Here is a 23,785-nt window from a genome sequence, read left to right as displayed (position 1 = left end):
GCGTGAGCAACATTCCGGAGACCGGACGGACCCCCCGGGTCCAGATCCGTCTCGTCATCATCCAGGTCCTCGTCTTCTCCCTCCTGCTCACCCTCGGCGGCCGGCTCTGGTACCTCCAGATCCGCAACGGCGACGAGTACGCCGACGAGGCCAGCGGCAACCACGTGCAGCGGGTCGTCACACCCGCCGTACGCGGCTCCATCCTCGACGCCCGGGGCGTGGCGCTCGCCGACAACGAGACCCGCCTGGTCGTCTCCGCGTCCCGCACCGAGCTCATGAAGATGAAGGACGACGGCAAGGGCGTGCTGACCCGGCTCGCCGGCGTGCTCGGCATGAAGCCGAAGGACGTCATGGACAAGGTGCGCCTCTGCGACGCCAAGACCCCGCAGCCCTGCTGGAACGGCTCCCCGTACCAGCCCATCCCCGTCACCGACGAGGCCACCACCCAGCAGGCACTCCAGATCCGCGAACGCACCGAGGACTTCCCCGGCATCACCGCCGAACCGGCCGCCGTGCGCCGCTACACCTCACCCGCCGACGCCCGCACCTCCCAGGTCCTCGGCTACCTCTCGCCCGTCACCGACGACGAGATCCAGAAGGCCAAGGACACCGACTCCCCCTACCTGCGGTCCGACCAGATCGGCCGCTCCGGCCTGGAGCGCACCTACGACGCCGCCCTGCGCGGCAAGGCCGGCGTCACCTCCTACGAGGTCGACAAGCTCGGCCGGGTCATGGGCGAGGCGGAGTCCGACGCGGGCGTCCCCGGCTCGAACCTGGTCACCAGCATCGACGCCCGCGTCCAGGCCGTCGCCGAATCCGAGCTGCACAAGGCGATGAAGGCCGCCCGCCAGGAGACCGACAAGATCACCGGACGGAAGTACGAGGCCGACGCCGGAGCCGTCGTCGTGATGGAGTCCCGCACCGGCCGGGTCGTCGCGATGGCCTCCCAGCCCGACTACGACCCCAACGCCTGGGTCGGCGGCATCTCCGGCAAGGACTACGCGAAGCTCACCGGCAAGGACTCCAACTTCCCCCTCCTCAACCGGGCCATCCAGGGCCAGGCCGCCCCCGGCTCCGTCTTCAAGGTGGTCTCGGCCAGCGCCGCCGTCCGGGCCGGCCACGACTTCGACGACCGCTACCAGTGCGGCAGCTCCTACAGCCTCGGCAGCCGCAGCTTCGCCAACTTCGAGTCCCAGGGACACGGTCCCATCACCCTCGGCGAAGCCCTGAAGTACTCCTGCAACACCGTCTTCTACGCCCTCGGCCACGACGAGTGGAAGCGCGACGGCGGCACCAAGCCCAAGAAGAACGCCCACGACTGGTTCTACCGCACCGCCCACGACTTCGGCCTCGGCTCCCGCACCGGCATCGACCTCCCCAACGAGGTCACCGGCCGCATCCCCGACCGCAAGTGGAAGCAGGAGTTCTGGGAGGCCAACAAGGACTCCTGGTGCAAGGAGGGCAAGAAGGGCGGCAGCTTCGTCGAGCAGATCGCCTACGAGAGCTGCCTCGAAGGCAACAAGCTCCACGCCTACGACAGCATCAACTTCTCCATCGGACAGGGCGACATCCTCGTCACCCCCATCCAGATGGCCACCGCCTACGCCGCCATCAGCAACGGCGGCACCCTCTGGAACCCCACCCTGGGCAAGGCGATCATCAGCCCCGACGGCAAGCGCGTCGAGGAGATCCCGCCCCAGGCCCACGGCAAGCTGCCGATAGGGAAGAAGACCATCAACGACCTGGACAAGGGCCTGCGCTCGGTCGTCGGCCCCGGCGGCACCGCCTCCTGGCGGTTCGGCGGCTGGCCCCAGGACAAGATCCCCATGCGGGCCAAGACCGGCACCGCCCAGGTCTACGGCAAGCAGACCACCTCGTGGTTCGCGACCTACACCGACGACTACACCGTCGTCATGACCATCTCCCAGGGCGGCACCGGCTCCGGCGCCTCCGGTCCCGCGGTCCGCAAGATCTACGAGGCGATGTACGGCCTCGACGAGCAGGGCAACCAGGACCTGAAGCGGGCCCTGCTGCCCACACCCCAGAAGGACCTGCCCAAGATCTCCCCGGACGGCTCCATCGAAGCCCCCGAGGTCAGGCCCTATGTGCCTCCGAAGCCGGCGGACCCGGCCGGCGCACAGACGCTCGCGGGCGCGCCCGCACGGAGGGACTAGAACATGACAGGCGCAGGCGGATTCTCCGTCTCCGGATACGGACCCGAGCGCGGGGGACTGTGGTCCCGGCTCAGCGCCCGCGACTCGGTCGCCCGCCGGCTCGACTGGCCCCTGATGTTCTCGGCGCTCGCCCTGTCGGTCATCGGCGCGCTGCTCGTGTGGTCCGCCACCCGGGGCCGCACCGAACTCAACGACGGCGACCCGTACAGCTTCCTCATCAAGCACAGCCTCAACATCGGCATCGGCTTCGCCCTGATGGTCGCCACCGTCTGGCTGGGCCACCGCACCCTGCGCGGCGCGGTCCCCGTGCTCTACGGCCTCTCCGTGGTCCTGGTGCTGCTCGTCCTCACCCCGCTCGGCGCCACCATCAACGGCGCGCACGCCTGGCTCGTCATCGGCGGACTGTCGCTCCAGCCGTCCGAGTTCGTGAAGATCACCATCATCCTCGGCATGGCGATGATGCTCGCCGCCCGGGTCGACGCCGGCGACCAGCTCCACCCCGACCACCGCACCGTCGCCAAGTCCCTCGCCTTCGCCGTCCTCCCCATGGCGATCGTCATGATGATGCCCGACCTCGGCTCCGTCATGGTCATGGTCGTCATCGTGCTCGGCGTGCTGCTCGCCTCCGGCGCGTCCAACCGCTGGATCCTCGGCCTGCTCGGCGCCGGCGCGGCAGGCGCCGTCCTCGTCGCCGCCCTCGGCGTGCTCGACGAGTACCAGATCAACCGCTTCGCCGCCTTCGCCAACCCCGAACTCGACCCGGCCGGAGTCGGCTACAACACCAACCAGGCCCGCATCGCCATCGGCTCCGGCGGCCTCTACGGCGCCGGACTCTTCAACGGACACCAGACCACCGGCCAGTTCGTCCCCGAACAGCAGACCGACTTCATCTTCACCGTCGCCGGCGAGGAACTCGGCTTCGTCGGCGCCGGCCTCATCCTGGTCCTCCTCGGCGTCGTGCTCTGGCGCGCCTGCCGCATCGCCCGCGAGACCACCGAGCTCTACGGCACCATCGTCGCCGCCGGAATCATCGCCTGGTTCGCCTTCCAGGCCTTCGAGAACATCGGCATGGCGATGGGCATCATGCCCGTCGCCGGACTCCCGCTGCCCTTCGTCTCCTACGGCGGCACCTCGATGTTCGCCGTCTGGATAGCGGTCGGACTCCTCCAGTCGATCAGAGTGCAGAAACCCATAAGCGCCTGAGCGAACCGGCCGCCGTGCCCAGGGCGCGGCGGCCGCGCGCACTCCCGCCGCGCGCCCGTCCGCACTAGATTCGGGGCATGGCGGACAAGCGCGAGATCGAGCGGAAGTACGAAGCCGGCCCCGACACCCTCCTCCCCGACCTCAGGAAGATCCCCGGCGTCACCGACGTCGACGAGCGGGGCGTCACCGAACTGGACGCCGTCTACTACGACACCCCGGACCTGCGGCTCGCCGCCGCCTCCGTCACCCTCCGCCGCAGAACCGGCGGCACCGACGCCGGATGGCACCTCAAACTGCCCGTCGAACCCGGCGTCCGCGACGAGATCACCGCCCCCCTCTCCGACACCGTGCCCGCCGGACTCGCCGCCCTCGCCCGGGTCCACACCCGCGGCGCCGCACTGCACCCCGTCGTACGCCTCCTCTCCGTCCGCGACGTGCACCACCTGCTCGACGCGGACGGCACCCTGCTCGCCGAACTCAGCCGGGACGCCGTCGTCGCCGAACGCCTCGACGGCGGGGGCGGCACCGCGCAATGGGACGAGATCGAGGTGGAACTCGCCGACGACACCGACCGGGCCTTCCTCGACGCCGCCGACAAGAAGCTCCGCAAAGCCGGCCTGCGGCACTCCGCCGCCCCCTCCAAACTCGCCCGCGCCCTCGGCGAGACCGGCCCGGCACCCCAACCGCCCACCCCGCTCCCCGACCCCCGCACCGCCGGCGACCACGTCCTCGGCTACCTCCGCGAGCAGGCCGACGCCCTCACCGCCTACGACCCCGGCGTCCGCCGCGACCTGCCCGACGCCGTCCACCAGATGCGCGTCGCCACCCGCCGGCTGCGCAGCGCCCTGCGCACCTACCGCAGGATCGTCGACCGCGAGACCACGCAGCCCCTCATCGACGACCTCAAGTGGCTCGCCGGTGAACTCGGCGCCGCCCGCGACCAGGAAGTCCTCGCCGAACGCCTCCGCGCCCGCGTCGGCGCACTCCCCGACACCCTCGTCCTCGGCCCCGTCGAGGCACGCCTGACCGCCTGGGCCGCGGACGGCGACCGGACCACCCGGCGCACCGCGCTGGCCGCCCTCGACAGCGACCGCTACCTCGGCCTCCTCGCCCGGCTCGACACACTCCTCGCCGACCCGCCCCTGCTCAAGGCGGCACGCAAGGCGCCGGACGCGGCCATCCCCGACGCCGTGCTGCGCGAATACCGCCGCGTCGAACGCCGGGTCGAGCACGCCCTCGGACTCGACCCCGGCCCCGAACGCGACACCGCCCTCCACGAATCCCGCAAGGCGGCCAAGCGCGCCCGCTACGCGGCGGAGGCGGCCACCCCCGCCCTCGGCCGCCCGGCCCGGAGGTTCGCCAAGCGGATGAAGGCCGTCCAGAAGGTCCTCGGAGACCACCAGGACAGCGTGGTCGCCCGGGACGCGATCCGCGACCTCGCCGTCACCGCCCACGCGGCGGGGGAGTCCGCCTTCACCTGGGGACTGCTGCACGGCCACGAGCAGGCGCAGGCCACCGAGCGGGAGGCGGAGCTGCCCGAGGTGTGGGACGCCGCGGCCGAACCCGGACTCCGGGCGGCACTCACCTCCTGAGCAGCGGCGGGCGGGGCGGCTCACCGGTGCCGGGCGGGACGGTCCATCGGCGCCGGACAAGGGGGTGCTCCCGGCGGCGTTCAAGGGGCGCTCCCGGTGGCGTTACGCTTGAGAGTCGCCCCCGCCAGCTCCACGAAGGTTCCAGATGTCTGCCGAGTCGGTCTTCCCACAGCTCGAAGCTCTGCTCCCGCACGTGCAGAAGCCCATCCAGTACGTCGGCGGTGAACTGAACTCCACCGTCAAGCCGTGGGAGTCCTGCGACGTCCGCTGGGCGCTCATGTACCCCGACGCGTACGAGGTCGGGCTGCCCAACCAGGGCGTCATGATCCTCTACGAGGTACTGAACGAGCGCGAGGGCGTCCTCGCCGAACGCACCTACAGCGTGTGGCCGGACCTCGAGGAGCTGATGCGCGAGCACCGGGTGCCGCAGTTCACGGTCGACTCCCACCGGCCCGTCGGCGCCTTCGACGTCTTCGGCCTGAGCTTCTCCACCGAGCTCGGCTACACCAACATGCTCACCGCGCTGGACCTCGCGGGCATCCCGCTGGACTCCGCGGACCGCGGCATCGACGACCCCATCGTGCTGGCCGGCGGCCACGCCGCCTTCAACCCGGAGCCCATCGCCGAGTTCATCGACGCGGCGATCATCGGCGACGGCGAGCAGGCCGTGCTCGACATGACCGGGATCATCCGCGCCTGGAAGGCCGAGGGCCGCCCCGGCGGCCGCGACGAGGTCCTCTTCCGGCTCGCCAGGACCGGCTCCGTCTACGTCCCGCGGTTCTACGACGTCGAGTACCTGCCGGACGGCCGCATCGGCCGCGTCGTCCCCAACCGCTCCGGCGTGCCGTGGCGCGTGTCCAAGCACACCGTCATGGACCTCGACGAGTGGCCCTACCCGAAGCAGCCGCTCGTCCCGCTCGCCGAGACCGTCCACGAGCGGATGTCCGTCGAGATCTTCCGCGGCTGCACCCGGGGCTGCCGCTTCTGCCAGGCCGGCATGATCACGCGCCCCGTGCGGGAGCGAAGCATCACCGGCATCGGCGAGATGGTGGACAAGGGCCTGAAGGCGACCGGTTTCGAGGAGGTCGGCCTGCTGTCGCTCTCCAGCGCCGACCACAGCGAGATCGGCGACATCGCCAAGGGCCTCGCCGACCGGTACACCGAGGACAAGATCGGCCTGTCGCTGCCCTCGACCCGGGTGGACGCCTTCAACGTCGACCTCGCCAACGAGCTGACCCGCAACGGCCGCCGCTCCGGCCTCACCTTCGCCCCCGAGGGCGGCTCCGAGCGGATGCGCAAGGTCATCAACAAGATGGTCTCGGAGGAGGACCTCATCCGGACCGTCGCCACCGCCTACGGCAACGGCTGGCGCCAGGTGAAGCTGTACTTCATGTGCGGCCTGCCGACGGAGACCGACGAGGACGTCCTCCAGATCGCCGACATGGCGATGAACGTCATCCAGAAGGGCCGCGAGGTCTCCGGCTCCAACGACATCCGCTGCACCGTCTCCATCGGCGGCTTCGTGCCCAAGCCGCACACTCCCTTCCAGTGGGCCCCGCAGCTCTCGGCGGAGCAGACGGACGCCCGGCTGGAGAAGCTCCGCGACCGCATCCGCGGCGACAAGAAGTACGGACGCTCCATCGGCTTCCGCTACCACGACGGCAAGCCCGGCATCGTCGAGGGCCTCCTCTCGCGCGGCGACCGCCGCGTGGGCGCCGTGATCCGCGCCGTCTACGAGGACGGCGGCCGGTTCGACGGCTGGCGCGAGCACTTCAGCTACGACCGCTGGATGGCCTGCGCGGAGAAGGCCCTCCCGGAGTTCGGCGTGGACCTCGACTGGTACACGACCCGGGAGCGCACCTACGAGGAGGTCCTGCCCTGGGACCACCTGGACTCCGGCCTCGACAAGGACTGGCTCTGGGAGGACTGGCAGGACGCCCTCGACGAGACCGAGGTCGAGGACTGCCGCTGGACGCCGTGCTTCGACTGCGGCGTCTGTCCTCAGATGGACACTCATATCCAGGTCGGCCCGACCGGCAAGAAGCTGCTGCCGCTGACGGTCGTGAAGTAGGCGCCCGCCCCCTGCCAGGGGGAGGCCCGGTCCGGAGGGATACCTCGGGACCGGGCCTCTTCCCGTTTCCGGGAGTCCGCCGGAGGTTCCCCGGGCAGGGGGAAAGATCCGGACGGGGCCGGACGGCGTCCTGCCGGGCAGGGACCTGGGAAAGCCCCGGTGCCGACCGGACGCGAGACCGGGGCGGCCCTCCAGGTCGCGTGGCGGGTGGCGGGATTCGTCTCGCGTGCCGCGGGCCGCGCCGTCCGCGGAGCGCTCGCCGGGGCGCGGGAGACCGTGCGGCAGGCCCGCCGTGGCGCCTGGCGCGCCCCGGCCGGCGGACCCCGGGCCGCCGAGCCCGTTCCCGGTCCGGCGCTTCAGGCGCGTAATCTGGTGGGTACGCAACAACCACAGACCGTTCCCGGCGTGGCGGCCGGCACCGAGACCTCGCTCCCCGAGCGGGTGTGAGGCGGGCCCGCCCCCGAAGGAACCCCCCGCACGTCCGTGGGCGGCGCGCCACCCGCGCCCGCCCCGCACCGAGGAGAAGAACCACTGGGCAAGCGACAGCCCGAAGGCCCGCCGCCCGCACCTGCGGTGCAGCGCATCCGACTGCGCTACACCAAGCGCGGCCGCCTCCGGTTCACCAGCCACCGTGACTTCCAGCGAGCCTTCGAGCGGGCGCTGCGGCGTGCCGAGGTGCCCATGGCGTACTCGGCGGGTTTCACCCCGCACCCGAAGGTGTCGTACGCCAATGCCGCACCCACCGGCACGGGCAGCGAGGCCGAGTACCTGGAGATCGCCCTCACCGCGCACCGCGACCCGGTCAGGCTGCGTGAGCTGCTGGACGAGTCGCTGCCGGCCGGCCTGGACATCACCGACGCCGTGGAGGCCCGTACCCCGGGCCTCGCGGACCGGCTCACCGCTTCCGTCTGGGAGCTGCGGCTGGAGGGCGTCGAGCCGGAGGCGGCGGAGAAGGCCGTCGCCGCGTTCCTCGCCGCCCCGTCCGTGGAGGTCCAGCGGAAGACCAAGAACGGGATGCGTACCTTCGACGCGCGAGGGGCTGTAGCGGCTCTCGAGGCGGCTTGTACACAGCCTGATAGGCCGGGGGACGGGCCCTGTGCGATACTGCGGCTGGTTGTTCGGCACGTGACACCTGCCGTGCGACCCGACGACGTCCTGTCCGGTCTCCGAGCTGTGGCCGACCTGGCGCCGCCGGTCCCCGCAGCGGTGACCAGGCTGGCGCAGGGGCTCTTCGACGAGGAGTCCGGCACGGTGACCGACCCGCTCGCGCCCGACCGCGAGGCTGTCCCGGCCGCTTCACCCACGGCCGCCGGAACCGCCTCTGCGACGGCGCCGGAAGGTCCCGCCGCGTAGGGACGGTCGTCGATGCGCAGCCCTGGTACTCGGGAGCCACCTGGGTCGGGCCGCGCAGGACCACAGGAGACTTTCGCCAGGCCGTGCGTACATCGCGTACGGAACCGGCGAGCCATACATCAGCTCCCGTGCGGCGCCCGCGCCCCGGACGGCGGCACCGCGCACATCACGCGGGCCGCGGCCGGACCGGATCCAGGCGCGGCGCCCGGGGGCACGACGGGAGAAACGCCCGCATGCTCGAACAGCCGAATGAGTCCGGCTCTGCCGGTAACGCGCAGAACGAAGATCACACCAGCCCGAGCGACACGCTGCCGCCGCGCCGCCGGCGCCGCGCCGCGTCGCGTCCGGCCGGTCCTCCGGAGACCGGTGGTGACTCCGGCACGCAGACCGCGGCCGCATCCCCGTCCGCCGCGGCGGACGGGACGGCCGACGCGCCCGTGGAGGAGGCGCCCGCGCCGCGTACGCGCCGCCGGGCCACCCGCAAGACGGCCGCGCCGGAGCCGGTGGCGGCGGAGGAGTCGCAGCCCGCGGCCGCTGAGCCGGCCGAGGAGGCGCCCGCGCCGCGTACGCGCCGCCGGGCCACCCGCAAGACGGCCGCGCCGGAGCCGGTGGCGGCAGAGGAGTCGCAGCCCGCGGCCGCTGAGCCGGCCGAGGAGGCGCCCGCGCCGCGTACCCGTCGCCGGGCCACCCGCAAGACGGCCGCGCCCGAGCCGGTCGTCGTCGAGGACGTCGCGGTGGACGAGGAGCCGGAGGAGGAGGTGGCCGAGGCCGCCGCTCCGGTCGAGGAGGCGCCCGCGCCCCGTCGTGCCCGCCGTCGTGCGTCGGCCCCCGCCGGTGCGCCCAAGGCCCCGGAGACCGCGCCCGAGCCGGTCGTCGTCGAGGACGTCGCGGTGGACGAGGAGCCGGAGGAGGAGGTGGCCGAGGCCGCCGCTCCGGTCGAGGAGGCGCCCGCGCCCCGTCGTGCCCGCCGTCGTGCGTCGGCCCCCGCCGGTGCGCCCAAGGCCGCCGAGGCGGCACGGGACGCCGAGGTGACGGAGCCCGCCGAGGCCGCCGCCGAGCCTGCCGCTCCGGCCGAGGAGGCGCCCGCGCCGCGTACGCGCCGCCGGGCCACCCGCAAGGCCACCGCCCCCGCCGGTGCGCCCAAGGCCGCCGAGGCCGGGGAGACCCCCGCGGAGGGCGAGAGCCTGCCGGAGGGTGTCGCCGAGCAGATCGCCGCGGAGGAGACCGAGGTCGCCGCCGCCGAGAAGGCCGCCACCCGTGGCCGCGCCGGGCGGCGTGCCGCCGCCCCCGCCGAGTTCACCTCGCAGGCCGACGAGCGCCCGGCCAGGGGCCGTCGCGCCGCACGGCCCGCCGTGCCGACGTTCCAGGCGCCCGTCTTCGCCGAGCCGATGTTCCAGACGCCCGAGACGGCCGCCGCCGCTGCCGCCGCCGCGGCGAGCGCCCCGGCCGAGGTCCGGCAGGACGAGGACGCCGCGGCCGCCGCCGAGGAGCCCGCGGGCCGTCGCCGCCGTCGCCGCCGCGGTGAGCCCGCGGCCGCCGCCGAGGCCGTCGAGACGCCCGCCGAGCCGGTGACCGCCGCCGCCGAGGAGGAGGACGGGACCGAGCCCGAGCAGGCCGAGGACGGGCAGTCCGAGGAGTCGGACGACTACGAGGACCGTCCTTCGCGCCGTCGTCGCCGCGGAGGCCGCCGCCGTCGCCGGGGCGAGGCCGCGGACGAGGGCGAGGGGCAGGACGAGTCGTCCGAGGAGCCGGAGGCCGCCGACGAGGAGCAGGGCGAGGCCGACGAGGACGACGAGGAGTCCGGCGCGGACACCCCGTCCGCGGCCGGCACGTCCAGCAGCCGCCGTCGCCGTCGCCGTCGCCGTCGCAGCGGTGACGCCGCCGCCGAGGGCGAGACGGGCACGGACGACCCGGAGCGCACGGTCGTCAAGGTCCGCGAGCCCCGCAAGAAGGAGGAGCCGAGCGACGAGGTCCAGTCCATCAAGGGCTCGACCCGTCTGGAGGCGAAGAAGCAGCGCCGCCGCGAGGGCCGCGAGCAGGGCCGCCGCCGGGTGCCGATCATCACCGAGGCGGAGTTCCTGGCCCGCCGCGAGGCCGTCGAGCGGGTGATGGTCGTCCGCCAGAGCGGCGAGCGCACCCAGATCGGTGTCCTCGAGGACGACGTGCTCGTCGAGCACTACGTCAACAAGGAGCAGTCCACCAGCTACGTCGGCAACGTCTACCTGGGCAAGGTCCAGAACGTGCTGCCGTCGATGGAGGCCGCGTTCGTCGACATCGGCAAGGGCCGCAACGCGGTCCTGTACGCCGGTGAGGTCAACTTCGACGCCCTCGGCATGTCCGGCGGTCCGCGCCGCATCGAGGCCGCGCTCAAGTCCGGCCAGTCGGTCCTCGTCCAGGTGACGAAGGACCCGATCGGCCACAAGGGCGCCCGTCTCACCAGCCAGGTCTCGCTGCCCGGCCGCTACCTGGTCTACGTGCCCGAGGGCTCGATGACCGGCATCAGCCGCAAGCTGCCCGACACCGAGCGGGCGCGTCTGAAGACGATCCTCAAGAAGATCGTCCCCGAGGACGCGGGCGTCATCGTGCGCACCGCCGCCGAGGGCGCGAGCGAGGACGAGCTGCGCCGTGACGTCGAGCGGCTCCAGTCGCAGTGGGAGGACATCAGGAAGAAGGCGAAGAGCGGCAACGCCCCGACGCTGCTCTACGGCGAGCCGGACATGACGGTCCGGGTCGTGCGCGACATCTTCAACGAGGACTTCTCCAAGGTCGTCGTCAGCGGTGACGAGGCGTGGGAGACCATCCACGGCTACGTCTCGCACGTGGCTCCCGACCTCGCCGACCGCCTGCAGCGGTGGACCAGCGAGACCGACGTGTTCGCGGTGCACCGGATCGACGAGCAGCTGATGAAGGCGCTGGACCGCAAGGTCTGGCTGCCGAGCGGCGGGTCGCTGGTGATCGACAAGACCGAGGCGATGATCGTCGTCGACGTCAACACCGGCAAGTTCACCGGCCAGGGCGGCAACCTGGAGGAGACCGTCACCAGGAACAACCTGGAGGCGGCCGAGGAGATCGTGCGTCAGCTGCGGCTGCGCGACCTCGGCGGCATCGTCGTCGTCGACTTCATCGACATGGTGCTGGAGTCCAACCGGGACCTCGTCATGCGGCGCCTGCTGGAGTGCCTGGGCCGGGACCGGACCAAGCACCAGGTCGCCGAGGTGACCTCGCTGGGCCTGGTGCAGATGACCCGCAAGCGGGTCGGCCAGGGCCTGCTGGAGTCGTTCTCCGAGACCTGCGTCCACTGCAACGGCCGCGGTGTGATCGTGCACATGGAGCAGCCGTCCGCCTCCGGTGGCGGGGGCGGCGGCAAGCGCTCCAAGAAGCGCGGTCGCGGCGGTTCCGGTGCGGACCACGGTCACGACCACGACCTCGGGCACGAGCACGACCACGAGCACGGTCAGGCCGCCGGGCAGGCGGAGCACGAGACGGAGTCCGAGGCGGAGGTCGCCGCCGAGGCGGCGGCTCCGGCGGCGCTCGCCGAGCCCGCGTTCGCACCGGACGAGGAGCTCTACAGCAGTGCCGCCGAGGCCGAGGCCGCCGCGACGCGCGGACGGGGGCGCCGCCGGGCGACCCGCAAGGTCAGCGCTCCGGCGGGTGCGCCGAAGGCCGCCGAGCCCGTGGCGGCGGAGCCGGCCGAGGCGCCTGCCGCCGAACCCGTCGCCGAGGCGTCCACCGCCGTGGCGGAGCAGCCTCCGGCGGGCCGCACCCGTCGCCGTGCGACCCGTGCGGCGTCCGCGCCGGCCGGGGCTCCGGCGGCGTCGGAGCCGGCCGAGGCGGTCGTGGTGGAGGCGGCTCCGGCCGCCGCGCCGCAGCCCGAGGCCGAGCCGGAGCAGGCTGCCGAGCCGGTCGCCGAGGCGCCGGCCGCGGCCCCGCCGCGTGCCCGCCGCCGGGTGACCCGCAAGGTCAGCGCCCCGGCCGGTTCGCCCGCGGGTGCCGACGAGGCCGCCGTGCTGGTGGTCCCGTCGACGAAGGCCGACGAGCCGGTGGCGCAGGCGGACGACGCGGAGCAGGATGCCGGGGCTCCGGCTCCGGCGGCCAAGAAGGCGGCCCGCAAGACCGCCAAGAAGGCCACCGCGAAGAAGGCGGCGGTCAAGAAGACCGCCGCGAAGAAGACGACCGCCAAGAAGACGACCGCGAAGAAGGTCTCGAAGAAGACCGTGGCCGCCGAGCAGGCGGCGCCCGCGGGGGTCTCCGCGAGCACGTCGCAGGAGTAGTCGGCACCGGGCGGGTCCGCCCCGCCCGCGTCCGCGGCCCGTCGCCGGTCCCACCGGCGGCGGGCCGCGCCGTGTCCGGGGGCACACGCCCGTGCCGTGTCCCGGGACCGGTCCGAGGGGCCTCGCCGGGAGGAGGGCGTGCCCCGGCACCCGGGGCGTACGGAGTCGCGGTCGCGGGGCGCCTCACGGGCCCCGCGGCGCCGGTGCCGGCGGCGGGCGACAGGGGAGCGGGCGACCGGGCGGACCGGTGGGCCTCCGCGCGGCGCCGCGCTGCCCGGGACGGGCGGACCGACCCGGCGCGGGACGGACGGACAGGGGACGGCGGGCCGTGCGGTGGACGGTGCGGCGGGCCGTGCCGGGCGGGCCGGGCGTCCGGCGTGCCTGCTCGCCGCGCGGTCCTGGAGGCCGCGTCGCGGGCCGTGCCGGGCGGGCTCGGGGGGAGCAGTGCCGCCGGGGCGTGCCGGTGCCGCTCAGGGCCGTCGCGGGGGCGCGGGGGCCGGTTTGACCGGCGGGGAAGCGATCCGTAACCTTGTCCATCGGCGTGTTTCCTTATACGCCCATCCCTGAGCACCTCCCTTCCGGTCCGCCGGGAGAGGCCGCTCGTCCGCTTCGGACCATCCCGATCACCCGGGCCCCGGCCCGTACGCGCGGCTGGCATCAGGGATTCCGTTCGAGCGAGAGAGAGATCCGCGTGTACGCCATCGTGCGCAGCGGTGGTCGCCAGCACAAGGTTGCTGTCGGCGACATCGTTGAGGTTGACAAGATTTCCACTGCCCAGGTTGGCGACACGGTCGAGCTCTCGACCCTGCTCGTTGTCGACGGCGACGCCGTGACCAGCGACCCGTGGGTGCTGGCCGGTATCAAGGTCACCGCCGAGGTCGTGGACCACCACAAGGGTGCGAAGATCGACATCCTTCGCTACAAGAACAAGACCGGCTACCGCCGCCGCCAGGGTCACCGCCAGCAGTACACGGCGATCAAGGTCACCGGCATCCCCGCGGCTGCGAAGTAAGGGACTGAGGAGACATGGCACACAAGAAGGGCGCATCGTCCACCCGGAACGGTCGCGACTCCAACGCTCAGCGGCTCGGCGTGAAGCGCTTCGGCGGTCAGGTCGTCAGCGCCGGTGAGATCCTTGTCCGTCAGCGCGGCACCCACTTCCACCCCGGTGCGGGCGTGGGCCGCGGCGGCGACGACACCCTGTTCGCTCTGCTGCCCGGTGCGGTGGAGTTCGGCAGCCACCGTGGTCGCAAGGTCGTGAACATCGTTCCGGTCGCCTGACCGGTCCGGTTCCGAGGGGCGGACCCCACTTCCCGTACGGGAAGCGGGTCCGCCTTTCGTTTGTTGTAGGGACAGACATGTCCATCGGTTTTTCCGCAGGACCCACCCATTCACTGGAGGCACACCCATGACCACCTTCGTGGACCGCGTCGAGCTGCATGTCGCCGCGGGTAACGGAGGCCACGGCTGTGCCTCCGTGCACCGGGAGAAGTTCAAGCCGCTCGGCGGCCCGGACGGCGGCAACGGCGGGCGCGGCGGGGACGTCGTCCTGGTCGTCGACCAGTCCGTGACGACGCTGCTCGACTACCACCACAGCCCGCACCGCAAGGCCACCAACGGCAAGCCCGGCGAGGGCGGCAACCGCTCCGGCAAGGACGGCCAGGACCTGGTGCTGCCCGTGCCGGACGGCACCGTCGTCCTCGACAAGCAGGGCAACGTCCTCGCCGACCTGGTCGGACAGGGCACCACCTACGTCGCCGCCGACGGCGGCCGCGGCGGCCTCGGCAACGCGGCGCTCGCCTCCGCCCGCCGCAAGGCCCCCGGCTTCGCGCTGCTCGGCGAGCCCGGCCGGGCCGGCGACGTCGTGCTGGAGCTGAAGACCGTCGCCGACGTCGCGCTCGTCGGATACCCGAGCGCGGGCAAGTCGTCGCTGATCTCGGTGCTCAGCGCGGCCAAGCCGAAGATCGCCGACTACCCCTTCACCACGCTCGTGCCCAACCTGGGTGTGGTGACCGCCGGTTCGACCGTCTTCACGATCGCCGACGTCCCCGGCCTCATCCCGGGGGCCAGCCAGGGCCGCGGTCTGGGCCTGGAGTTCCTGCGCCACGTCGAGCGCTGCTCGGTGCTGGTGCACGTGCTGGACACGGCCACCCTGGAGTCGGACCGCGACCCCCTCTCCGACCTGGACGTCATCGAGGAGGAGCTGCGGCAGTACGGCGGCCTCGACGACCGCCCGCGCATCGTCGTCCTCAACAAGATCGACATCCCGGACGGCCAGGACCTCGCCGACATGATCCGGCCGGACCTGGAGCAGCGCGGCTACCGCGTCCTCGAGGTGTCCGCCGTGGCCCACAAGGGCCTGAAGGAGCTGTCGTTCGCGCTCGCCGAGATCGTCTCCGAGGCGCGTGCGGCGAAGCCGGTGGAGGAGGCCACCCGGATCGTGATCCGCCCCAAGGCGGTCGACGACGCCGGCTTCACGGTCACCGCGGAGGAGGAGGACCTGTACCGGGTGCGCGGCGAGAAGCCGGAGCGCTGGGTGCGGCAGACCGACTTCAACAACGACGAGGCCGTCGGCTACCTGGCCGACCGCCTCAACCGCCTCGGTGTCGAGGACGCCCTGATGAAGGCCGGCGCCCGGGCCGGTGACGGCGTCGCGATCGGCCCCGAGGACAACGCGGTCGTCTTCGACTGGGAGCCGACGGTGATGGCCGGTGCGGAGATGCTCGGCCGCCGCGGCGAGGACCACCGTCTGGAGGCCCCGCGTCCGGCGGCCCAGCGCCGCCGCGACCGCGAGGCGGAGCGCGACGAGGCGCAGCGCGAGTTCGAGGGCTTCGACCCCTTCTGACCGGCGCCCGCGCCCGCCCGCACCGGGGACGACCGCCGCCCGCTCCACCGCGGTCAGCGCCGGCCCGTACCGCGGACACCCGCCGCGCGCCCGCTCCACGGCCTCGGCCGCGGGGCGGGCGCGCGGCCGTCCGGGGGTCGGGGTGCGGGGCGCGGGGGCTGCGGAACGGGGTGGCTCGCAGGCGCTCCCGGCGGAACGGTCCGTGTCCGGCACCCGTCATACTGGACGAGTTCACGTTCTTTTCCGTTCATGTTCGAGGAGTCGCCCGCCGTGCGAAATCCCGAGGCACCCCGGCTGCTTGGGGTCTACCGCCGAGCCGTCCCGGAGAGTGTGAGGCGGGCGATCGTTTCGCAGGTCGACGCCGACATGCGCCGCCGGCTGAAGATGCGCATCGCGGGCGGCACCGCCGTCGCCGAGCGCATCCGCGCGGGCCGGGTCGCCCGGCGCTACGAGGCCCTGGCCTCGGGGCCCGACCGGGCCGTCGTCTCCATCGGCCAGGAGCCCAAGGTCGCTCTCGTCGACGAGGGCATGACGCCGCTGCGCGCCCGCCGGGAGAACCTCGCCTCGGTGCTGGACGCCCTGGAGGCCGCCGGCGTCGAGCACTTCTGCGTCCGCGGCCGCTCGGACACCGCGTCCGCCGTCGCCGTCCGGACCGAGGACCGCGCGGCCGTGCTGAAGGCGCTCGCCGGCGCCTGCTCCGACAAGCCGGGCTACGCCACGGTCGTCCGCGGCAACGGGGCCGTGACGCAGGCGTCGCTGCCCGGCTACGAGGCGTCGACCTGGCGCCGGCTGCGGGACGCGGAGGTCGTGCGGGTCACCTGGTACCGCACGGATCTCACGCGCCAGCTCAAGCTCGGCACGCAGTACGGCTGCGACGTCGAGTTCTGGTACGAGGAGGAGGGCGAACTCACCGCGCCCCGCCCGGGGAAGCTCGCGGAGAGGCTGCCGCTCACGGGCGACACCGTCCGGGTGCCGGAGTCGTACTTCACCAGCCTCGCGCCCCGGGAGTCCGCCGACGCGGCCCAGGTGCCGACCCGGCCCGAACTGGCCGTGGTCCACACGGACGAGGTCGCCTTCCCTGTCGACGTCGTCTACACCTGGGTCGACGGCGCCGACCCCGCCTGGCTCCGGCGGCGTGCCGAGTTCTCCGGCGAGGGCTACCACGCGGAGGCCGCCAACGCCGCCCGGTACCTGAGCCGCGACGAACTCCGCTACTCGCTGCGCTCGCTCCACATGTACGCGCCCTGGGTGCGGAACATCTACCTGGTGACGGACGACCAGACCCCCTCCTGGCTGAACACCGAGGTCCCCGGCCTGAAGGTGGTCTCCCACCGGGACGTCTTCCGGTCCCCGGCCGGGCTGCCGACGTTCAACTCGCACGCCATCGAGAGCCAGTTGCACCACATCGACGGCCTCTCGGAGCACTTCCTCTACTTCAACGACGACGTGATGCTCGGCAGCGAGGTGACGCCCGGGGACTTCTTCCTGTCGAACGGCCTCACCAAGTTCTTCCCCTCGCCGGCCCTGGTGCCGCTGGGCGAGAAGACCGCTGGCGACCCGCCGGTCGCGGCGGCCGGCAAGAACAACCGCCGGCTGATCGAGGAGCGCTACGGCAAGGTGCTCGTGCAGAAGATGAAGCACATGCCGCACCCGCTGCGGCGCAGCGTGCTCACCGAGATCGAGACCGAGTTCGAGTTCGAGTACCGCACGACCGAGGGCAGCCGGTTCCGGAGCATCGACGACATCTCGATCGCCTCGTCGCTGCACCACTACTACGCGTTCCACACCCAGCGCGCCCTGCCGTCCGCGCTGCCCTACACCTACCTCGACCTGACCCACCCGTGGACGGAGGCCCGGCTCGGCCGGCTGCTGGCCAACCGGGACAAGACGGTGTTCTGCGTCAACGACACGGTCTCCACCGAGCAGGACGTGACGACCCAGAAGGACCTGATCACGCCGTTCCTGGAGGCGTACTTCCCGGTGCGCAGCCCGTACGAGAAGTAGCGCCGGCTCTCCCCGGCACGGCTGAGGGGGCCTGCACCGTCCGGCGGACGGTGCAGGCCCCCTCAGCCGTGGGGCGCCGCCGTGGTCAGTCGCGCTCGAAGCGCGAGCGGACCGGGTAGTAGGCGTTCAGGAACGCGCGCAGCACGCGGTCCTGCTCGTCGACCGGCACCTCGGCGTCCGCCGACTCGCCGATGCAGAACACGTCGTGGCTCCGGGAGGCCAGCAGCCGGCTGAGCACGGTGTGGTGCTCGTAGTTGCCGACGTTGATGTAGCTGCACGAGATCAGGGCGGGCACCGAACGGCCGGTGAGGTAGCCGTAGTGGTGGTGCAGCGACGAGGTGAGGGACAGGTCCGTGTTCGCGCGGAACGGGTTGCGGGCGGTGGCCGACACCTCCTCGGGGAACCGCTCGGCGATCTCCGCCAGCACACTGCGGCGCAGCGGGTGCGGGGCGTGCAGGAAGCCGTGGGTGGCGACCCGCCCGAACGCCTCCTCCAGCAGGCCCCGGTTGTTCTTGGCGGCGGCGAAGTAGCCCTCGTCGTCCGGCGACGGGTCGCTCGGCGGGACCGCGGTCGGCGAACGGAACAGCTTCGCCAGCCCGTTGCTCATGAAGAACGAACTCGCCGTCAGCGGACGCCCGATGAACACGTCGTCGTTGAGGTAGAGGAAGTGCTCCGAGAGGCCCTCGATGCGGTGCAGCTGGCTCTCGATGGCGTGCGAGTTGAACGTCGGCAGCCACTCGGGGTCGGTGAAGATGTCCCGGTGGCTGACGACCTCGATGCCTGGCTGGTCGGTGTCGAGCCAGGAGGGCGTCTGGTCGTCCGTCACCAGGTAGACGGTCCGCACCCACGGCGCGAACATCGCCAGCGACCGCAGCGAGTACCGCAGTTCGTCGCGGTTGCGGAAGCGGACGTCGCCGCTGTCCGCGTCGTCGACGGGCATGTCCATGCGCCGGCGGACGGCGTCGCGCCGCTCGCGCCAGGCCGGGTCGGTGTCGTCGACCCAGGTGTAGACGACGTCGACGGGGAAGTCGACGTCCCACATCAGCTTCTTGGTGAACTGGCTCAGCGTCGGGTAGGCGTGCTCGCCGACCTGGATCTTGGCCGTGGCCTCCAGCGAGGGCAGCCTGCGGCCGAGGAGCGTCGCGGACCGGGGGCTGTTGCGCCAGCCGTCCTCGTCCTCGTCCCAGAACTCGACGGTGCAGCCGTAGGCGGGCCCGTAGCGCAGGGTGCGGCTCGGGCTCGTCACCGGCTTGAAGACCCGCACGCCGGCGATGTCGCCGACGCCTTCGAGGCGTTCGGCGAGCACCGCGCCGGGGGCGGCGCCGCGCGGCGTGATCAGCTCGCCGTAGACCGGCTGGCCCGCCAGCTCGGTGGCCAGCGCGCGCAGCGCGTCCGCGCGCCGCTCGACCGGCACGGCGAGCAGGTGCGGGACGCCGTCGTTGCGGACGAGGACGAAGGGGACGCCCGCGCTCTCGAAGGCCCCGGCCGTGATCTCCAGGTTGAGATCGGCCATGGTCGGTCCGTTTATGTCGTTGCGCTCCTCGGCCAGGCGGCCGGCGGAGCGGATCAGGGACCGGTCCTGCGCCTGGATGAGGACCTCGCGGGCCTTCTGCTCGTCGGCGGAGTTCGCGAGGTGGGAGACGGGGGCGGCGACGCTGAAGCTCTTGGTGCCGCCCTCGGCGATGCGCAGCGCGGTGCGGTCGGCGCGCGCGGCGAGCCGCTCGGGCTTGTCGCGGCCGGCGAGGAGGCGCTCGAAGAGCTCCTCCCACTGGGCGGTGATCTTCTCGCCGGAGAAGCGCTCGTCGACCCCGGCACGGGCGGCCCTGCCGAAGGCGTGCCGCGTCTCGTCGTCGCTCATCAGCCGGGACATGGCCGACGCGAGGGAGTCGATGTCGCCCGGGGGGACGAGCAGGCCGTCCACGTCGTGGCGGATGATCTCGGCGGGGCCGGTGACGATGTCGTAGGCGATCACCGGCACACCGGCGGCGAACACCTCCAGCAGCACCAGCGGGAACGCCTCGTTGCGCGAGGGCAGCAGGCAGAGCGCGGCCTTGGCCCACTCCTGTTCCATCTGGTCGGAGCGGCCCATGAGTTCGACGTGCGAGTGCAGGCCGAGCCCTTCGACGAGACGGCGCAGCCTGACGAGCTGGGGGCCGTCGCCGAAGATGCGCAGCGTCCAGTCCGGGAAGTCGTCGCGGAGCTTGTGGAACGCGTTGATGGCGTGGTCCAGCTGCTTCTCCGGGGTCATCCGGGCAGCCAGGACGATCGTCCTGCTCTCCAGGTCGGAGCGCTGGCGGTAGCCGTCGGGCACCGCGTTGGGGATGAAGACCAGCTCGGGCGCGGCGGCCTGGAGCGAGTCGGCGAACCAGTCGTTGGTGCGCTCGGTGAGCGAGACCAGGGCGTCGAGCATGGGCCCGTACACGAGCAGGGGTTCACCGGTGACGCCGCGGAGCTGGGAGGCCCGGTGCTCCTGGTGCACGGTGATCACCCGGGCGGGGGTGAGTTCGGCGACGGCGGCCATCAGGGCCGGTGTGGTGCTGACCAGGATGTCGCTGTCCAGTTCGGCCAGCTCCCGCTTCAGCTCCACGTCGGAGAGGCGGTTGAAGGTGCTCTCCCAGGACGGCTTGATGATCTCGCTCGGGAGCGAGGCCAGCGTGCGGCACGCGTCGGCGGTCAGCGCCGAGGCGCGCACCGGGCGCTCGGTGGAGCCGGTCCGGTCGATCAGGTAGCGCCGCTTGACCTTCCTGGCCGCGGCGAAGAACGGTTCCTGGCGGGTCTTGAAGACGCTGAGGACCTCGACCTCGTGGCGGGGCGCGAGGTGGATCGCCTGGGTGTAGGCGGCCATCTCGGTGCCGCCCATCTCGTCGCCCCAGGTGAGCAGAAACGTGATCTTCATGCGATGTCCTCAGTGCTTCGGGGCGCCGGTTCGAGTTCTGCGCAGGCGACGGTCAGCGCCCCCGCCGCGGTGACGTGGGCGTGCACCCGCAGGAGGGCTCCGCTGTCCAGGGCGATGATGCGGAAAGGGGTGCGGTAGACCTGCTTGGGGTGGCGGACGTCGGTCAGCCGGCGGGCGATCCGGAGCCGGCTGCCGCCGACCCGCAGGAAGAGGTCCCAGGTGCGGGAGGCGCCGCGGTTGCCGCCCATGCGGTGGAGCGGCACGTCGAAGGTGAAGCGGTCGCCGTCCCAGCGGGGCTCCGCCGTGGCGGTCAGGCTGCCGCGGCGCACCACCGCCTCGGCCGTGCCGGTGCCGTCCGGCTCCCGGCCGATGAGGCGGCCGTGCACGGTCACCCGGTCCCAGCGCAGGTCGAAGGAGGTGAGCTCGGCCTGCGGCCGGGCGGGCCGGACCTTCAGCAGGGCGAAGCCGTCGACGGAGCGGACCGGCCGGAAGACGGTGCCGTCCACCGGGGAGGGGGAGTACGTGAGGGTGGGGCCGTCCGAGATCTCCGCGTTCGCCGCCGCCGTGACACGGACCCGGCGGGTCTGCCCCGCGGCGTCAGCGAGCAGCACGGTCAGCCGCCAGATGCCGGTGCCGAGCACGGGCCCGCGGGTGCCGGGGCCGGGCCGGTCGCGGTGGCGCAGGGGCACGGTCGCGGTGAGCAGCAGGCTGCCGTCGGCCTGGGGCTCCCGTTCCAGCGGGACGCGCTCGCGGCTGGTGCCGTGGGACAGCAGCAGATCGGCGGACGCGATGTCGCCGCCGGGGACGGACACCGCGAAATTCAGGGTTCTGCCGCTGGAGACCGAGTAGTGGACGGGCCTCAGCTGTGCGCGCGGCCGGATTCCACCACCGATCGCGGGGACGGTGTGCAATTGCTCGACGCGACGTCGGACACGTACGGCGGCCCGGCGGGCACGCTTGGCAGCGCCCACCGCATAGGGCAGCAGTGAGTCACTCACAGCGTTCCCGGCTTCCATTCAGATCTGATGGTCAGCGTCGCATGGTGCCAAGAATGAGCATCATCGGCAAGTTGACTCATAATTCGAACCTTATGTGACGGCGATCACTCGTCCAGGTGAAACCTGTCGTCAATTTTCTCCTCTTTACCAGTGGCCCGATCGGGGGGATCGGCCACCGACATGAAGAGGAAGACATGGCTCGCCGTATCGACACCCATTGTTCCGTACCGTCGCGGCGGGCCGTACTCGCCGCCGTCGCGGCGGCCTCGGCGGCGGGCATGATGAGCGGTTGCGCCACGGCGCCCCGCCCTCTCCTCCCCGACGCGCCCGCGTCCGCCGGCGGTTCCGGGACACCGGCCGGCCGGACCGGCGCAACGGTACGCCGGGCCTTCGCGCGGACCGGCCCGGCAGGCGTCATGCAGATCGTCGCCCACCCGGACGACGACCTGTTCTTCATGAACCCCGACGTGGCGCAGACCGTCGAGAGCGGTGTCCCGGTCACCTCCGTGTACATCACGGACGGGGGATCCTTCGGCGTCAACAAGGTGCCCGGCAGGCCGGCCCCCGCGGCGGACGTCCCCGGCTACGTCTCCGCGCGCCAGCAGGGCCTGCGCCAGGCGTACGCCCAGATGATGGGCCTGCCGCTGTTCACCCCGTGGGAGCGGGGGACCGTCCGGCTGCCCGGCGGCCGGGAGGCGGAGCTCAACCGGCTGGAGCACCTGGGCCGCCGTGTCGACCTGGTCTTCCTCAACCTGCGCATGCATGCCCGGGCCGGCGGCAAGCCCGTCAACCTCACCCACCTGTGGAGGACGCCGGGGGTCCGCCTCCCCACCCAGCCCGCTCCCGGCTCGCCGGCGGGCGGCCCCTCCTCCTACGGGCACGGGGAACTCGTCGAGGCCCTGGTGGCGCTGCTCCGCCGCTACCGGCCCACCCTGATACGCACGCTCGACCCCGACCCCGACGCCCAGGTGCACGACCGGCGGCACCCCCGCGGCAGCGACCAGCGCGGGTACTCCGACCACCCGGACCACACGGCCGCCGCCCTCTTCGCCTGGCGCGCCCTCACCGCGTGGGCGGCGGGCCCCGACGGCGCGGCCGGGGCGCCGGCCTTCCAGACCGAGGCGTACCGCGGCTACTACAACCAGCGCTGGCCGCACAACCTGCCCGCGCGGACGGTCGCCCTGAAGACGCGCCACCTCAACGCGTACGGCGGCGACCCCTCGTGGGGCTGCGGGAACGACGCGGGCTGCGGCGACTACGCGATCGGCGGCGACCGGGTCCTGGCCTCGGACCGGGGCTGGGTGCGCAGCACCCACCGCCGCTACCCGACCGCCGGGCCGCGCGCCGTCGTCGACGCCGACGACGGCCGCACGACGGTCTACGGGGTGCTGGGCACGCGCCTGGCGCGCTGGTCGGGCCGGCCGGACGGCACCCCGGCGGACCCGGAGGACCTGGGCGGCGGACACCTGGCCCCCGCGATAGCGGTGACCACGGCCGCCGGCGGGGACCATCTGGTCTTCGCGCTGCGGTTCGCGGGGCTGGGCCCCGGCGACCGAGAGAACGTCCGGGAGGTCGTGGTGCTGCGGCAGCGGCCGCGCGGCGACGGTCCGGCAGGGACCTGGCAGAGCCTGGGCAGCCCCGAGACGGAGCCCCGGCGCACCAGGCTGACCGGAACCCCGGTCGCGGTGACCGGGGCCGACGGCCGCGTCCATCTCTTCGTGCGCAACGGGCACAAGGGCGTCAGCACCCGGGTGCTCGGCACCGGCGGCACCTGGTCGGCGTGGCGGCGGCTGCCCGGCGGGCACGTCCAGGAGGGGCTGGCGGCCGCGGTCGACGGCGACGGCCGGGTGCACCTGTTCGCCGCCTCGACCGGCTGGACGGAGCACTGGGCGCAGCGCGGCGTCCGCGGCCGGCTGAGGAGGGGGTCCCGGCGGCTCGTCGCCCGCCCCGGGGACGTGCCGGACGCCGTCACCGCCGCTGACGGCTCGGTCCTGGTCGGCTACCGGCGCGTCGCCAGCGACCGGGTGATCGTCGAACGCCTCGCCCCGGGGCGGCTCGCCCGCTGGTCCACGGTGACGGAGCGGCCGGTCCCCGGCTACGGCCGCGTCGCCCTCGTCGGCGGCCGGCGTCCGACGGCGTCCGATCTGCGCATCGCGGTCGGCGGCGGTGCCGTCGGCGGCCCGGACGGCGACGGCACCGTGCTCCGGGCGGCCGTGCCGTCCGCCGCGGCCCCCGTGCAGGGCGTCCCCACGACCGCCGTCGCGCCGGGCGGCGGACCGGCGGTGATGGTCGCCCTCGGCCTGGACGGCACCCCGGTGGTCACCCGGATCCGCGAGGGCGGCGGCAGCGCCTGAGAGGGGCCGGACCGTCGGCGGTCA

14 protein-coding genes are annotated in these 23,785 nt (G+C 73.1%); 12 read left to right on the top strand and 2 right to left on the bottom strand.

Annotated elements, in window-relative coordinates; translation table 11 throughout:
• The first annotated feature begins 2 nt into the window (after nt 1-2).
• From mrdA to IAG43_RS10265, 11 genes are all read left to right on the top strand, one after another.
• A complete protein-coding gene (gene mrdA / locus IAG43_RS10315) occupies nt 3-2,174 on the top strand; it encodes a penicillin-binding protein 2 (RefSeq protein WP_187740455.1) in 2,172 nt (723 codons plus the stop codon).
• A 3-nt stretch (nt 2,175-2,177) separates the two neighbouring features.
• Nucleotides 2,178-3,377: a rod shape-determining protein RodA gene (rodA, locus tag IAG43_RS10310; protein ID WP_187740454.1), complete on the top strand. Its 1,200-nt coding sequence runs from the start codon at nt 2,178-2,180 to the stop codon at nt 3,375-3,377.
• A 77-nt stretch (nt 3,378-3,454) separates the two neighbouring features.
• Entirely contained in the window at nt 3,455-4,969 is a 1,515-nt protein-coding gene (locus IAG43_RS10305; protein WP_187740453.1) for a CYTH and CHAD domain-containing protein, read from the top strand.
• A gap of 145 nt (nt 4,970-5,114) precedes the next feature.
• Complete coding sequence (locus IAG43_RS10300) at nt 5,115-7,040, top strand: TIGR03960 family B12-binding radical SAM protein (RefSeq protein ID WP_187740452.1); 1,926 nt, start codon at nt 5,115-5,117, stop codon at nt 7,038-7,040.
• Nucleotides 7,041-7,199: 159 nt separating this feature from the next.
• Nucleotides 7,200-7,487 carry a hypothetical protein gene (locus tag IAG43_RS10295; protein ID WP_187744791.1) on the top strand — a complete coding sequence of 96 codons (288 nt, stop codon included), beginning with the start codon at nt 7,200-7,202 and terminating at the stop codon, nt 7,485-7,487.
• Between the two features lie 126 nt (nt 7,488-7,613).
• Nucleotides 7,614-8,393 carry a TIGR03936 family radical SAM-associated protein gene (locus tag IAG43_RS10290; protein ID WP_187740451.1) on the top strand — a complete coding sequence of 260 codons (780 nt, stop codon included), beginning with the start codon at nt 7,614-7,616 and terminating at the stop codon, nt 8,391-8,393.
• Between the two features lie 233 nt (nt 8,394-8,626).
• The gene (locus tag IAG43_RS10285) at nt 8,627-12,664 is read left to right on the top strand and encodes an Rne/Rng family ribonuclease (RefSeq protein ID WP_187740450.1); all 4,038 of its coding nucleotides are present in this window, start codon (nt 8,627-8,629) and stop codon (nt 12,662-12,664) included.
• Nucleotides 12,665-13,355: 691 nt separating this feature from the next.
• Nucleotides 13,356-13,676 carry a 50S ribosomal protein L21 gene (gene rplU, locus IAG43_RS10280; protein ID WP_147986440.1) on the top strand — a complete coding sequence of 107 codons (321 nt, stop codon included), beginning with the start codon at nt 13,356-13,358 and terminating at the stop codon, nt 13,674-13,676.
• A 14-nt stretch (nt 13,677-13,690) separates the two neighbouring features.
• Nucleotides 13,691-13,945: a 50S ribosomal protein L27 gene (gene rpmA / locus IAG43_RS10275; protein ID WP_147986439.1), complete on the top strand. Its 255-nt coding sequence runs from the start codon at nt 13,691-13,693 to the stop codon at nt 13,943-13,945.
• A 127-nt stretch (nt 13,946-14,072) separates the two neighbouring features.
• Entirely contained in the window at nt 14,073-15,509 is a 1,437-nt protein-coding gene (gene obgE / locus IAG43_RS10270; RefSeq protein WP_187740449.1) for a GTPase ObgE, read from the top strand.
• Nucleotides 15,510-15,779: 270 nt separating this feature from the next.
• Nucleotides 15,780-17,513 carry a stealth family protein gene (locus IAG43_RS10265; protein WP_187740448.1) on the top strand — a complete coding sequence of 578 codons (1,734 nt, stop codon included), beginning with the start codon at nt 15,780-15,782 and terminating at the stop codon, nt 17,511-17,513.
• Nucleotides 17,514-17,598: 85 nt separating this feature from the next.
• On the opposite strand, the gene IAG43_RS10260 is transcribed toward IAG43_RS10265, so the two are convergent.
• Together IAG43_RS10260 and IAG43_RS10255 are read right to left on the bottom strand one after the other, a co-directional pair.
• Nucleotides 17,599-20,409: a stealth conserved region 3 domain-containing protein gene (locus IAG43_RS10260; RefSeq protein WP_187740447.1), complete on the bottom strand. Its 2,811-nt coding sequence runs from the start codon at nt 20,407-20,409 to the stop codon at nt 17,599-17,601.
• A complete protein-coding gene (locus tag IAG43_RS10255; RefSeq protein WP_246574221.1) occupies nt 20,406-21,320 on the bottom strand; it encodes a hypothetical protein in 915 nt (304 codons plus the stop codon). Before IAG43_RS10255 ends, IAG43_RS10260 begins: the two co-directional genes overlap by 4 nt.
• A gap of 503 nt (nt 21,321-21,823) precedes the next feature.
• Between IAG43_RS10255 and IAG43_RS34950 the strand changes: the two genes are divergently transcribed.
• Nucleotides 21,824-23,761 carry a PIG-L family deacetylase gene (locus IAG43_RS34950; protein ID WP_187740445.1) on the top strand — a complete coding sequence of 646 codons (1,938 nt, stop codon included), beginning with the start codon at nt 21,824-21,826 and terminating at the stop codon, nt 23,759-23,761.
• The last annotated feature ends 24 nt before the right edge of the window (nt 23,762-23,785 follow it).

The sequence above is a fragment of the Streptomyces genisteinicus genome (assembly GCF_014489615.1).
GTDB classification, from domain to species: domain Bacteria; phylum Actinomycetota; class Actinomycetes; order Streptomycetales; family Streptomycetaceae; genus Streptomyces; species Streptomyces genisteinicus.
The sequence above is the reverse complement of the archived record's forward strand: the minus strand, read 5'-3'. Positions and strand labels throughout refer to the sequence as shown.